General features: G+C 66.6%; 10 protein-coding genes and 1 pseudogene. 3 read left to right on the forward strand and 8 right to left on the reverse strand.

The genetic code is table 11. The features are described from left to right. Positions 1-273 (forward strand): annotated as a pseudogene (locus IG178_RS15230) (hypothetical protein); the annotation flags it as partial. A 66-nt stretch (positions 274-339) separates the two neighbouring features. Here IG178_RS15230 and IG178_RS15235 read toward each other — a convergent pair. After that, on the reverse strand, positions 340-834 hold the full coding sequence (locus IG178_RS15235; RefSeq protein WP_193213426.1) for a redoxin domain-containing protein: 495 nt from the start codon (positions 832-834) through the stop codon (positions 340-342). Between the two features lie 73 nt (positions 835-907). Between IG178_RS15235 and IG178_RS15240 the strand changes: the two genes are divergently transcribed. Beyond that, positions 908-2,197 carry a valine--pyruvate transaminase gene (locus tag IG178_RS15240; protein WP_193213427.1) on the forward strand — a complete coding sequence of 430 codons (1,290 nt, stop codon included), beginning with the start codon at positions 908-910 and terminating at the stop codon, positions 2,195-2,197. 18 nt (positions 2,198-2,215) lie between these two features. On the opposite strand, the gene IG178_RS15245 is transcribed toward IG178_RS15240, so the two are convergent. The 4 genes from IG178_RS15245 to IG178_RS15260 form a co-directional block, all read right to left on the reverse strand. Beyond that, positions 2,216-3,127: a hypothetical protein gene (locus tag IG178_RS15245; protein ID WP_193213428.1), complete on the reverse strand. Its 912-nt coding sequence runs from the start codon at positions 3,125-3,127 to the stop codon at positions 2,216-2,218. A 53-nt stretch (positions 3,128-3,180) separates the two neighbouring features. Next, a complete protein-coding gene (locus tag IG178_RS15250) occupies positions 3,181-4,152 on the reverse strand; it encodes a KpsF/GutQ family sugar-phosphate isomerase (RefSeq protein ID WP_193213429.1) in 972 nt (323 codons plus the stop codon). Positions 4,153-4,220: 68 nt separating this feature from the next. Next, the gene (locus tag IG178_RS15255) at positions 4,221-5,228 is read right to left on the reverse strand and encodes a hypothetical protein (protein WP_193213430.1); all 1,008 of its coding nucleotides are present in this window, start codon (positions 5,226-5,228) and stop codon (positions 4,221-4,223) included. Further along, the gene (locus IG178_RS15260) at positions 5,225-5,833 is read right to left on the reverse strand and encodes a hypothetical protein (protein WP_193213431.1); all 609 of its coding nucleotides are present in this window, start codon (positions 5,831-5,833) and stop codon (positions 5,225-5,227) included. Before IG178_RS15260 ends, IG178_RS15255 begins: the two co-directional genes overlap by 4 nt. A 285-nt stretch (positions 5,834-6,118) precedes the next feature. On the opposite strand from IG178_RS15260, the gene IG178_RS15265 reads away from it, so the two are divergent. After that, the gene (locus tag IG178_RS15265) at positions 6,119-10,201 is read left to right on the forward strand and encodes a PVC-type heme-binding CxxCH protein (RefSeq protein ID WP_193213432.1); all 4,083 of its coding nucleotides are present in this window, start codon (positions 6,119-6,121) and stop codon (positions 10,199-10,201) included. A 217-nt stretch (positions 10,202-10,418) separates the two neighbouring features. Here the strand turns inward: IG178_RS15265 and IG178_RS15270 are convergent, their stop codons facing one another. The 3 genes from IG178_RS15270 to IG178_RS15280 all read right to left on the reverse strand — a co-directional run. Beyond that, positions 10,419-11,234: an ABC transporter ATP-binding protein gene (locus tag IG178_RS15270; protein ID WP_193213433.1), complete on the reverse strand. Its 816-nt coding sequence runs from the start codon at positions 11,232-11,234 to the stop codon at positions 10,419-10,421. Beyond that, positions 11,231-12,331: a FecCD family ABC transporter permease gene (locus IG178_RS15275; protein ID WP_193213434.1), complete on the reverse strand. Its 1,101-nt coding sequence runs from the start codon at positions 12,329-12,331 to the stop codon at positions 11,231-11,233. The genes IG178_RS15270 and IG178_RS15275 overlap by 4 nt, the downstream gene beginning before the upstream one ends. Next, positions 12,315-13,491: ABC transporter substrate-binding protein (locus IG178_RS15280; RefSeq protein WP_226895481.1), on the reverse strand; the 1,177-nt coding region annotated here is incomplete at its 5' end. The genes IG178_RS15275 and IG178_RS15280, both read right to left, overlap by 17 nt.

Consider the following 13,491-nt stretch of genomic DNA (forward strand, 5'->3'; position numbering starts at 1 on the left):
ACCTATGTGTATGGCGAGCTCGACAGCGGCGAATTCGGCTACGTGCCGTCGGTGCTGGTATCGGACGGGAAAACCAACCAGGCGCCGGCCGAGGTTTCTCCGGATGCCTATCAGGTCTATCCGCCTCTGCCCGGGGGAACCGCGCCGCCGGTGATCGACGAGTCGGTCCCGACCATCCCGCCGGTGATCGACCCGGAAGCCCCGGTGGTGCCCGAGGAGCCGAAGGTCGAACCGGAACTGGTTCCGCTGCCACCGGGCAATGAATCCGAGTGAATCTTTGAGAAGCAGAAAGGCCGCGAGGATATCCCCCGCGGCCTTTTTCGTTGAATCGGAAATCGATCAGGCGAGCGACTGGAGGGCCGCTTTCACCGCCGCGAAATCGGGCAGGTCCTTCGGATGCTCCTGCACCTCGGCGTAGCGGACGATGCCTTCCTTATCGATGACGAAGGCCGAGCGCTTCGGCACGCCGCCCATGATCAGGTTGGCTTCGGGCAGGAACTGGTCGTAGGCGACGCCGTAGGCCTTGGCCGCGGTGTGTTCGTAGTCGCTGAGCAGCTGGATGGTGATGCCGGACTTCTCCGCCCAGGCTTCCTGGGCGAAGGGATTGTCGCCGGAAATCCCGAGAACCGTGGCGTCGAGCGCGTCGTATTCGGCGATTCCGCCGGAGATGTCGCACAGCTCGTCGGTGCAAACCCCGGTGAATGCCATCGGCACGAACAGGAGGACGATGTTCGACTTGCCGACGAGATCGGACAGCTTGACCAGCTGCGGGCCGTCGGCGGTTTTCGAAACGAGGGTGAAGTCGGGGGCTTTGTCGCCGGTTTGGAGGGCCATGGTATTGAAAGGTTGTTCGAAACTGAGCGGCCACTATAGGTTGATGCCCCGGCCGGTCAACGGCCCCCGTGTCATGAGCTATGAATTCTCCAATTTCGGCCGGCAGCTCGCCGGTGGCAGCGGCATCGAGGAACTGATGGATGATCTCGGCCATGCGCTGGCGTCGGGCGGTCCCGACATTTGCATGCTCGGCGGCGGTCAGCCGGCCCACATTCCCGAGGTCAACGCGCTGTGGCGCCGCCGCATGGAGGAGGTCCTCGCCGAGCCCGGCGCGATGGAGCGGATGCTGGCCAACTACGACCCGCCGCGCGGCAACCCGAAGTTCATCGAAGCGCTCGCCGGCTTGTTCCGCCGTGAGTTCGGCTGGCCGCTCGGCCCGGAGCACGTCGCGGTCACCTCCGGCGGACAGACCGCGTTCTTTTTCCTCTTCAACCTGCTTGCCGGCGAAATGCCCGACGGCCGCCGCAAGAAGATCCTTCTGCCGCTGGTGCCGGAGTACATCGGCTACGCCAACCAGGGATCGTGCGGCGACCTGTTCCGCGCGGTGCCGCCGAAGATCGAGAAAACCGGCCCGCACGAGTTCAAGTACCGGGTCGATTTCGATGCGCTCGAAGTCACCGGCGACATCGCCGCCATCTGCGTTTCCCGCCCGACCAATCCCACCGGCAACGTCCTGACCGACGGCGAGATCGCCCGCCTTTCCGACCTGGCGAAGCGCCACGGCATCCCGCTGATCATCGACAATGCCTACGGGGCACCGTTCCCGAACATCATCTTCACCGAGGCCGCGCCGGTTTGGGACGAGCACATCATCCTGACCCTCAGCCTGTCGAAGATCGGCCTGCCGGGGACCCGCACCGGCATCGTCGTCGCCCGGCCCGAGATTGCCGCGGCGATGGCGTCGATGAGCGCGGTGGTCGGCCTCGCCAACCCGAACATCGGTCAGGCCATCGCGCGGCCGATGATTGAAAGCGGCGAGATCCTCAAGATCTCCAACGAGACGGTGAAACCGTTCTATGTCGAGAAGTCGCGCCTGGCCCGGGAACGGGTCCAGGAGTGCTTTGGCGATGACTTCGAGTACTACGTCCACCGTTCCGAGGGGGCCTTGTTCCTGTGGCTGTGGTTCCCCGGATTGCCGATCACCTCGCAGGAGCTCTACGAGAGGCTGAAGAAGCGCGGGGTGCTGATCATCTCCGGCCACTATTTCTTCTTCGGCCACGATGACGAGACCTGGAGGCACCGTCACGAGTGCCTGCGGATGACCTTCACGATGGATGAATCCACCGTCCGCCGGGGGATCCAGGCGATCGGCGAGGAAGTCCGCCGGGCCCATCGCGAGGCCGCTGAGCCAGCGCTCACCTGAGAGAGGCGGAAGCGGCCGCTACACCCTGACTTCGCGCAGCACCCGCAACGCGCCTTCCATGGTGCGGGCGGCGTTGGCCATCCACTCGCTGCCGAATTCGGCGAAGCCGAACGGCTTGGCGACGGCACACAACAGCGCTGCCAGCAGCAGCTGGTTGGCGAGGTAGATGATCACCAGCGACAGGAAGGTGCCGTTCTCCTTCAGGTCCGGCTGGTCGCGGGGGATCATCCACAGCGTCCACAGCAGGTGGAAGGCCCAGAAGAAGCCGACATAGCCGAACAGGATCTTGTCCGAGACCGGCGGCAGCTTGAACGCCCAGCCCAAGAGCGAGTGGACGATCACGCCCAGCACCGCCCACAGCGGCACGAAATACGGGGACAAGGCGATGAAGATGTTGGTCTTGTCGGTGGTCACGTAGCCGCCGTCGAGGCTGACGCCCCAGTCGCTGACCCTCCCGCGGCAGGCCCAGATCGACAGGATGTGGGTCAGCTCATGGCCGAGCACGTAGAGGTAGAGGAAGAATGAGCGCAACAATCCGGTCACGAACCAGCCGGTCATGAGCAGCACACCGGTCGCGAAATACCAGAACGCCGGCATTTTCCAGAAACCGTGGTCGAGGGTGGCGTTGCTGAACTGGGCGAAGAAGGTCCAGGTGGTGACCCAGCACAGCGGCAGCAGGAACATGCCCAGCATCCAGCGCATCAGGCGGGTTCCGAAACCCGTCGTTTCTTCCTCGTAGTCGATCGCGGCGCCGGCGATTGCCGCCCGCACATGCTTGAGATCGCGCTGGCCGAGCCGCCGGTTGACCCGCTCGTGGGCGCGCGCATTGGCATGGCTCAAGGCCTCGCTGAAGGTCGGCCTGCGGCGGCGGCGGTTGCCACCGGCCGCGGTCGTGCCCAGCTGGATTTGCTTGTTGCGGGTCCTCGCCATGCGTGGACCCTGATTACTTTGGTCTTCTTAAGGAATCAAGACCGAATAGGTGTTCAAACGATCTTCAGGCGGGCCAGGTCCTGGGTGTCGACCAGGCCGACCGCCCGGCCCTCCTCGTCCAGCACGACCACGTCGTCGACCCGATGGGATCCGATCGTTTGCACGGCTTCCACGGCCAGCGAGTCGGCGGGAACCGAGATCGGCTGGCGGGTCATGTAGCCGGCGACCGGTTTCTCCCCGACATGCGGATCCTGCTGGTAGCTGCGGGCGAAGTCGCCGTGGGTGAAGATGCCGGCCAGGGTGCCGTCTGCATTGACCACCACGCAGGCACCCGAGCGGGACGAGGTCATGGCGACCAGGGCGTCGCGAACCGTCGCGTCCACGGGGATCGACGCCAATTGATCGCCGGCCCGCATGATGTCGGAGACCCGCGTCAGCAGCGCCCGGCCGAGGGCACCGCCGGGATGGAAGCGGGCGAATTGCTCCTCGGTGAAGCCGCGGGCCTCGAGCAGCACCATCGCCAGGGCGTCGCCCATCACCAGCATGGCGGTCGACGACGAGGTCGGCGCCAGGTTCATCGGGCAGGCCTCGCGGTCGACCGAGGTGTCGAGGACCTGGTCGCTGTGCTCGCCGAGGGTCGAGGCGGGTTTGCCGGTGATGGCGATCAACGAGACGTCGAAGCGCTTGATGTGGGGGAGCAAATCGAGCAGCTCCGCCGTTTCACCCGAATAGGAGAGGAGCAGCACCGCATCGCCGTCGGACAGGATGCCGAGGTCGCCGTGCAGCGCGTTCTGCGAATTCAGCACCACCGCGGTGGCACCGGTGGAATTCAGCGTGGCGGCGATCTTGTGGCCGATGTTTCCCGACTTGCCGATGCCGACCACGACGATCTTGCCGCGGCGGTCGAGGGTGTCGTGCAGGAGCTTCACCGAAGCGACGAAGGACTCGCCGAGCCGGTCCGCCATCCGTTGCAGTGCCCCGGTTTCGATCTCGATCACTCGCCGCGCGTTCGCCAGGAAATCCATGGCGGGAGGATGGACGGGCCGGGCTGTCTTCGGAAATGAGAAATTCCAGGACCGCGGGATTCCGCGGCCTACGGATCGTTCCGTTCGAGCGAAAGGTCGTCGAGGTAGAGGACCGATCCCTCGTGGCCGCGCGAGTCGATGGAGAGGGTCAATTCACGGCCCTCAAGGTCGAGCAGCGGGCGTTCGGGGACGGTGACGTCGCTGGGGGTCCGCTGCAGGTCGTCGGGCAGGTTGAACTCGATCAGGAAAGGCTGCCAGCCGGGTTGGGGAGTGATGTCGAGTTTCTGATGGACGGCCTCATACTGGATCATCGCCGGCCGGCCGCTGGCGACCACGCGCAGCGCGGTGCGCAGGACATGGGGGCCGGTTCCGTCGGTGTGGAGCCATCCGCTCAGGACGTAGCGGGCGCCCGACCGGGCGGGCACGGGCATGCCGTTCTCGTCATGGAGCCGCTGGGTCAGGTGGCCGCCGGTCAGCAGGCGCGCAACGTTGCGGCCGGACTTGGCGAAAATCTTGCCCCCGGTCACCCGCCCCGGCTCGCAGAGCTCGGCGTTGGGGGTGGAGAAGTAGTCCTGCCACTCGATCAGCGCGTAGGTATTGCCAGTCGGGTTCAGCGACAGGTCGGTGGTCTCGAAGCCGGGGTTTTTCAGCACCGGTGCCGCGGGGTGTGGTCCACGGAACCACAGCCATCCGGCGGCCGCGGCGGCCAGGGCTCCGCCGAGCCAGAGATAGCGGCGCAGGGCCGGGGGCTTCGGTGGCTCGACGGCCTTGGGGGTGGCGCGCGGGCCGACGCGGAGTTCCTGGTTGCGGCGGATCTCCAGCGAGGGCAGGCCGTCTTTCTTGCCCAGCACCACCTGGCGGGTCTCCAGCCATTCGAGTTCGCCGGGATCGACGGCGTCCTTCAGGTCGGCCTCGAACAGCAATTGCTCGGCACAGCGGCCCCGGGCATCGGGATCGTCGCGCAGGAGTTGTTCGAGACGCTGCATCCCCGCGTCGTCGAGGCGCTGGTCGAGGAAGCGCGCGAACAGGGCCGAGGCTTCGTCACCGTCCGGCGATTTCAAGGGCGCTGGGTTCATTCCGGGTGGTTCAACTGGCGGGTGACACAGTCGCGCAGCAGGCCGCGCAGCCGTTCCAGTCGCTTGTAGAGGGTGTCGATCGATTTCCCGGAGCGGCGGGCCTCCTCCGCGAGTGCAGCGGATCCTTCATCGCCGTAACGTCGGCGGATCAGTGCCTGCTGGTCGGCGCTCAGGCGGCCGATGCATTGCCGCAAGGCGAGGACCCGGTCGGAAGGGCCGGCCACCGGGTCGAGGGTTGCCACGCTGTCGGCGAGGGACCCGGCGACGTCGGGAGCCAGCAGATTCAGCCGGTCGGCGCGGATCTTGCGGCGGGCGGCCATGCCGATGTGGCGGGCGCAGGCCAGCGCGTGGTGGAGGAAGTCGTGGCTGCCCTTGTCCAGCGGTCCCTTTTTCCAGGCGACCAGGGCGACCTCCTGAACGCAATCGTCGAGGATTCCGCCGTCCGGGACGAAGCTCGCCAGATAGGCCCGCACCGATGGCCGGGCGCCCTGCCAGAACTCCGCGAAACATTGCATCCTCAGCGCCACCTCTCCCGCCGCGACCGCGGTGTCGCCGCCTGCCGGCAGGCGGTCGGACGGGTCGGCGATGCTGAGGGAATGGGCCATGAAAACGGAGTGCGGATGCCCGCGGGCGCAATCTACTCATGCCCCCGGCAGGGTCCAGAGGCGATGAAAAACCGGGCTTGCCGGCAGGCGCGGAACGGGCGGCGACCCGCCGGCGTTTCGCCACGGGCGTGAATTTCAGAAAAAAATGTCAGGTCATCCCGAAAATCCGACATTACCCCGGCGAAACTGCGGCCAGGTCCCGGGGCTTGCCCCCCGCATGCCATCCCGACGTAGGTTTTTCATCCGCCCTCACGTAAACCATCCCTTGTCCCTACGACCAAACCCATGATCCGCCCGCCAATACCCAGATTCGCCCGGCTGCTGGCCGTGTCCGCGCTCGTGATCTCGCACGCCCACGCGGCCGAGAAAATCGTCTTCCTCGCCGGTGGCCGCAGCCACGGGCCGGGTGAACATGAATTCCGCGCCGGCTGCATGCTGCTGGCCAAGGCCCTCAACGAGTCCGGCCTGGACGTGAAGGCCGAGGTCCACAGCGGCTGGCCGTCCGATGAGTCGGTCCTCGATGGCACCAAGGCGCTGGTCATCTATGCCGACGGCACCAGCGTGGTCGGCCACGGCTGGGACAAGGTCGACCAGATGGCCAAGGCCGGCACCGGCCTGATGTTCATGCACTACGCGGTGCATCCGGACCAGGCGGAGGGCGAGAAATATTACCGGCCATGGATTGGCGGTGCTTTCGAAACCGACTTTTCGGTCAATCCCCACTGGGTCGCCAACCTCGAGGTGCTGCCGGAGCACCCGGTGGCGCGCGGGGTGAAGTCGCCCTTCGAGTCCTTCGACGAGTTTTACTACAACATCCGCTTCCCGCAGGACCGCTCGAAGGTGCTCGATCTCGTCACCGCGACTCCCGACCGCGAGCGGATGAAGCGCTACATCAACATGTGGAACCAGCACGGCGTCGACGGGCTGGGCAAAAAGCAGACCCTGATGTGGGGCATCGAGCGCGAGGACGGCGGCCGCGGCGTCGGCTTCACCGGCGGCCACTACCACCGCAACTGGGCCAGCGACGATTTCCGCAAGCTGGTCCTCAATGCGATCGCCTGGACCGCCGGGGTCGAGGTGCCGGCCGACGGGGTGAAGTCCAAGCCGCTCACCGAGGACGAACTCAACGCCAACCTCGACGACAAGGGCCAAAAGGTCCGTCTCAAGCTGATCGAGCCCGGGGAATTCCAGAAGATCCCCGCCGCGCCGGTCCAGACCGAGCGCGAGGCGGGCTTCCCGCAGGACGGGCCGCGCAAGTTCGAGAACGCCGGCCGCAAGCCCGCAGCCGCCGCCGGCCCGCCGGCCAAGCCGGTCGCCGAGAGCCCGTCGATGAATTCGAAAACCGCGCGGCTTCACGAGATCAAGGCCAAGATCGAGGGAGCAAAGGAGCTGTTCCTGGTGGTCTCGGACAACGGCAACATGAGCTACGACTGGGCGAATTGGATCGAGCCGAAGCTCTACTTCAAGGACGGCAGCTCGAAGGATCTCACCGACCTTGCCTGGGACTCCGCCACCTCCGGCTGGGGGACCACGCAGGTGAACAAAAATGTCAGCGGCCAGGGACTGGTCGTCGACAAGAAGAGCTACGCCAAGGGCATCGGCACCCACGCCTCGTCGGTGATCGCCTTCAAGCTGCCGGAAAACGTCCGTGGCTTCACCGCCAAGGTCGGCATCGACGACGGCGGGATGTTCCAGAACGGCAAGACTCAGCCGTCCGACGTGAAATTCCAGGTCTTCACCCGCAAGCCGCCCGAAACCGGCGAGGTCGCCGACACCCTGGTGCCCGAGGATCTGTTCACCGTGCCGGACGACCGGCTTGAAGTCACGGTCTGGGCGACCACCCCGATGTTGAAAAATCCGACCAACATCGACTTCGACGCCGCCGGCCGGCTCTACGTCGCCGAAGGCGTCAACTACCGCCACGCCAACGGCGCCCGTCCCGAGGGCGACCGGATCATCATCCTCTCCGACACCGACGGCAACGGCCAGGCCGACACCACCGAGGTCTTCACCCAGGACAAGAACCTCGAGTCACCGCTCGGTGTCGCCGTGCTGGACAACAAGATCATCGTCTCCCAGCCGCCGGACCTGATCGTCTACACCGACGTCAACGGCGACCGGAAATACGATCCCGCCGTCGACAAGCGCGAGGTGCTGCTCACCGGCTTCAACGCCCGCCAGCACGACCACTCGCTGCACAGCGTGACCGCCGGTCCCGACGGCCAGTGGAACTTCAACAACGGCAACTGCGGCGGGATCTTCACCGACAAGTCGGGCAAGACCTTCCGCATCGGCAGCAGCTACTACAACAGCGGCGGCGGCACCTGGTACCAGGACACCCGCGCGGCCGCCGGGCAGCCGAGCGACGACGGCAACGTCTGGGTTGGCGGCTTCTCCGTCCGCATGAACCCCGACGGCACCAACGCCCGCATCGTCGGCCACAACTACCGCAACTCCTACGAACAGGCGCTGACCTCCTTCGGCGACATGTTCCAGAGTGACAACGACGACCCGCCGGCCTGCCGCGTCGCCGAGGTGATGGAAGGCGGCAATGCCGGCTTCTCGTCCGCCGACGGCCAGCGCTCGTGGGGCGCCGACAAGCGTCCCGGCCAGGACGTCCCGACCGCCGAGTGGCGCCAGGAAGATCCCGGCACCATGCCGTCCGGCGACGTCTACGGCGGCGGCTCGCCAACCGGGGTCGCGTTCTATGAGAACGGTGCGCTCGGCGACAAGTGGCAGGGCCTGCTGCTCGCCTGCGAGGCCGGCAAGAACGTCGTCTTCGGCTACCTGCCGGTTCCCGATGGCGCGGGCTTCAAGCTCGAGCGCATCGACTTCCTCACCTCCAACAAGGAGAAGGAGTTTGCCGGTTCCGACTTCCTCGGCGGCAATCCGAACAACGACCTCAAGACCCAGTTCCGGCCGGCCGACGTGACCGTCGGCCCCGATGGCGCGCTCTACGTCGCCGACTGGTTCGATGCCCGCGTCGGCGGTCATGGCACCCTCGACAAGAGCGGCTCCGGCACCATTTACCGGATCGCCCCGAAGGGCTTCAAATCCGTGGTGCCGAAGTTCGACCTGAGCACCACCGAAGGCCAGATCGCGGCGTTGAAGAGCCCGGCGGTGAACGTCCGCAACAGCGGCTTCACCCGCCTCAAGGCCCAGGGCGAGAAGGCCGTGCCGGCGCTGGTCGAGCTATTGAAGGATTCGAACCCCTACATCGCCGCCCGTGCCGTCTGGCTGCTTGCCCAGACCGGTCCCTCGGGTGAAGCCAAGGTCGCGGAGCTCCTCGGTTCTCCCGATGCCCGCACCCGTCTCGTCGCCTGCCGCGCGATCCGTGCCGCCGGGGGGGATGTCGTGAAACTCGCCGACAAGATGGCGTCGGACCCGTCGCCGATGGTCCGCCGTGAGATCGCCATCGCCCTGCGGGATGTTCCGGCCGGTCAGGCGCTGCCCTACCTGGTGACCATCGCCAATGGCTTCGACGGCAAGGACCGTGCCTACCTCGAGGCCTTCGGCCTCGGCTGCACCGGAAAGGAAGCCGTGGTCTACGAGGCCCTGCGCAAGGACATGACCTCGGCTCCGGACGCCTGGAGTGATGCCTTCGCCTGGCTCGCCTGGCGCCTTCACTCGCCGCAGGCCGTGGCCGACCAGAAGGCCCGCGCGCTGTCGTCCAAGGTCAGCGCCGACCAGGTGAAGCTCTCGCTTACCGCGCTCGGCTTCACCGAAAGCGCCGCTGCCGCCACCGCGATGATCCAGCTCGCGAACACCGACGGCTTCGGCCAGAAGGACCTCGCCAACTGGTGGGTCAACAACCGCAAGGGCAACCTGTGGAAGGCTTTCGATGTCGATGGCATCCTCAAGGCAATGGGCCAGGATCCCGCCAACGCGAAGCTCGTCCAGGTCGAGATGCCTGCCGAGCCGGCCAATGCTCCCGCCCTGCCGTCCGTCGGGGAGATCCTGAAGCTCAAGGGCGATGTCGAGCGGGGCAAGGCCGCCATCGCCTCCTGCTACATGTGCCATCGCGTCGGCGAAACCGGCGTCGACTACGGCCCGGACCTCACCACCTTCGGCAAGCAGCAGCCGGCCGAGGTGATCATCGATGCGATCGTCAACCCGTCGGGCGACATCTCCCACGGTTACGAAGGCTCGATCCTCAAGACCAAGGACGGCATCACCATCACCGGCATGGCCCTCAGCGAGGGTGATCCGGTGATCATGAAGTGCCTCGGCGGCCAGAACCAGACGGTGTCCAAGTCGCGGATCGCCGAGATGAAGCCGCTCGGCAAATCCCTGATGTATACCCCGGCCCAGCTCGGGCTGGATGCCCAGAAGGTGGCCGACATCACGGCCTACCTGAAGAGCCTCTGAGCTGCGAAGGTTTGCCATCCCGCCGCGGCCGGCTCCACAAGGAGCCGGCCGCGTTGCGGAAGTAGCGCAACTTTTCAAGTTGCGGACAGGGGAGTCTTCAATAGCCCAAACAGCGAGGTCCCGCGTGAAGCGTCCGCCGGAAATACGGCACCGGTAGTAAAATGCCTGCCGTTGTCCTGAGCGGGGCCGCCGACAGCACGCAACTTGAAAAGTTGCGCTACTTCCCGGCCCGGCCTTCGGGCACGCAGTAGAGGGTCTTGCCGCCGTCTTCGGAGACGATGCGGGCATTCACCTCGAAGACCTCCCGCAGGATCTCGGCGGTGAGCATCTCGGCCGGGCTGCCCTGGGCGGCGATCTTGCCGTCCTTCAGGGCGACCAGATGGTCACCGTAGCGGGCGGCGAGATTGAGGTCGTGGAGCACCATCAGGATCGTCTTGCCGAGCTCGCGGTTGAGGCGGCGGACCAGGTCCATCAGGTCGAACTGGTGGGCGAGGTCGAGGAAGGTGGTCGGCTCGTCGAGGAACAGGTAGGGCGTTTCCTGGGCGAGGGCCATCGCCACCCAGGCGAGCTGGCGCTGGCCGCCGCTGAGCTTGCCGACCGGGCGGTGGCGCAGTTCGGTGACGTTGGCGAGCCGCAGCGCCTTTTCCACTGCCTCGTGGTCGCTGGCGTCGGGGGATTGCAGGAAGCCACTGTGCGGGTAGCGGCCGTGGTGGACCAATTCCTCGACGCTCAGGTCGCCGGGCACCGCATGCTCCTGGAACAGGACGCCGAGGGTCAGGGCGAGCTCGCGCGCCGACATCATGTGCAATTCGCGGCCGTCGATGATGACCGTGCCGGCCTCGGCCCGGAGCTGTCGCGCCAGTGTGTTCAGCAAGGTGCTTTTGCCGGATCCGTTCGGCCCGACGAGGACCGTGATCTTGCCCTCGGGGATGACCAGCGAGACGTCGTCGAGCACCACCGGCAGGCGGCTGTCGTAGCGCACGCGGAGTTGCTCGCCCGCGAAGCGTTCCGGATCGTTCGGTGAGGGCTTCATGGCTTTCCGAATTCGCGGCGGCGGCGCATCAGGTAGAGGAAAAAGATGCCGCCGATGCAACCGGTGACGATGCCGACCGGCAACTGCGAGGGACGGACGGCGAGGCGGGCGAAGGCGTCGGCGCTGCCCAGCAGGGCGGGGCCGGCGAAGACACAGCCGGTGAGCAGGCGGCGATGGGCGCTGCCGGCGAGGGTCCGCACCACATGGGGCACGATCAGCCCGACGAAGCCGACCAGGCCGGCCACGGCGACGGCCGAGCCGGTGGCGACGATCGCGGTGGCGGCGAGCAGGAAGCGGGCCCGTTCCACCCGCATGCCGAGTGCCCGGGCGGTGGCTTCGCCCAGTTGCAGGACATCGAGCTGTCGTGCCGAGGCCAGCGCGGTGAGCAGTGCGACGAAGGTCCACGGGGCGACCTGGCGGACCTGTTCCCAGCCGGTGCCGGTGAGCGACCCGGTGGTCCAGGCGAGGGCGTTCTGGATGACGTTGAGATCCTTCGCGAGGAAGAACAGGCCGGTTTGCATCGAGCCGGCGATCGCCGCGACGACCACGCCGGCCAGCACCAGGCGGACTGGGCTGGTACCCCGGTTCCAGGCAATCGCATAGACCAGCAGGAAGGCCACGGCGCCGCCGGCCATCGCCACCGCCGGTAGCAGCGGCGACAAGGCGGGAAAGAGCACCAGCACGGCGATCGCCGCCAGCCCGGCGCCGGAACTGACGCCGAGCAGGTAGGGGCTGGCCATCTCGTTGCGGGTCACCGCCTGCAGGATGGTGCCGGCCAGGCTGAGGTTGATGCCGACGAAGATCGCGACGAGGACACGAGGCAGGCGGACGTTCCAGACGATCAGCGATTCGGTCGAAAGGCGTCCGGCCGGGCCGAAGCCGAGGGCGTCGGCAGTCCCGTCGCCGAGGACCAGGTGCGCGAAGGTGGCCGGCTTTCCCCAAACCTCCGGATCGGCCAGGGCCCGGGCTGCGGTGGCGGCCGACATCTCGAAGGAGCCGATGGTCAGCTGGGCGAGCGCCGCCACGGCGACGATCACCAGCGAAACCGCGATCAGCGGGGCCAGTCCCTTGCGGGCGGATTCATTGGCGGCCGTCATCCTGGCACGAGGCTTCCTGGAGGATGCGCGATACCTGCCCGCGGTCGAACAATTGCTCGCCCGGCGGATAGTCGAGGTCTTCGCGGAAGGATCCGAAGATCCCGGGGTAGATCTGCTTGGCGGCCATCTCGATTTGGAACAGGTAGTCGATCGGTCCTTGAAGCGGGGTGCCTCCCGGATAGACGCGCCCCTCGCGGAACGCGCCCACCCTTTGCAGGAGGGGATCGTTATTCAAGGCCAGCAGTTGCTCGAAGCCGACCCGCGCGTTGCCCGGGTAGACCGCGAAAGGCATGATCAGGATGTCCGGGTCTAGCGCGAGCAGGCCCTCGGCATCGAGCGGGGCCCCGCTGGGTCCGCCGCCCTGGGCGCCGTAAGTGCGGTCGGCGATCGGCGCGAAGGCATCGCGCGCCCCGACCTCGCGGTATTGCACCTGGCCGAAGCCCTCGTGCAGCAGGCTGTAGGGCGTGAACTTGCCATTCGCATGGTAGATAAGGCCGACGCGCGGGCGTGCGGACTCCGGCGGAAGCTTGGACTGGATCTCGCCCACCATGCGGTCGCCGACTTCCTTGAGCCGCCCGATGATTTCCGGCCGGCGATAGACCTCGGCAATCTTTCCGGAGAGCTCCCAGAGCGTGTAGTAAGTGTAGGGAGTGTCACCGGGGTGGGAGTTCTCGCGGCTGTAACGGTTGGCAATGAAGGGGCCGACATTGCGGGCGATCTCGTCGACGTCGGCCTGGGTCCAGCCGCGGCTGAGCGCCAGCTGGAGCGGATCGATGTGATGCACGTCCGCCTGGAGCGAGTAGAGCAGCTCCTTGTCGAACATCCCGCCACCCGGCGAGGAGAGGTAGGTGGTTTGCTTCGGATCGAAGCGGACCTCGAGCCCGTCGAGCTTGCGGTAGTAATCGTCGTGGAAGTTGTCGCGGTAGCCGGTGGCCGTGATCTTCCCTTCCTGGCGGAGGGCGACGAGGATGTCGTTGTAGTTGGCATCCATCGTCACAACCCGGCCGGGGACCTGGTTGAAGGCGACCTCGCCGGCAGGCGACAGGTTGACCGTGTAGGTGGAGCTTCCCGAGGCCAAATCGTCGGCAGCGGTGCTGAGGGCGGCGGTGCCGCTGCCGCTGTGGACGAGCATGGCGATGCCCGCGGCGGGCGCCCGGGGC

The sequence above is a fragment of the Neoluteolibacter marinus genome (assembly GCF_014904755.1).
Lineage (GTDB): Bacteria > Verrucomicrobiota > Verrucomicrobiia > Verrucomicrobiales > Akkermansiaceae > Haloferula > Haloferula marina.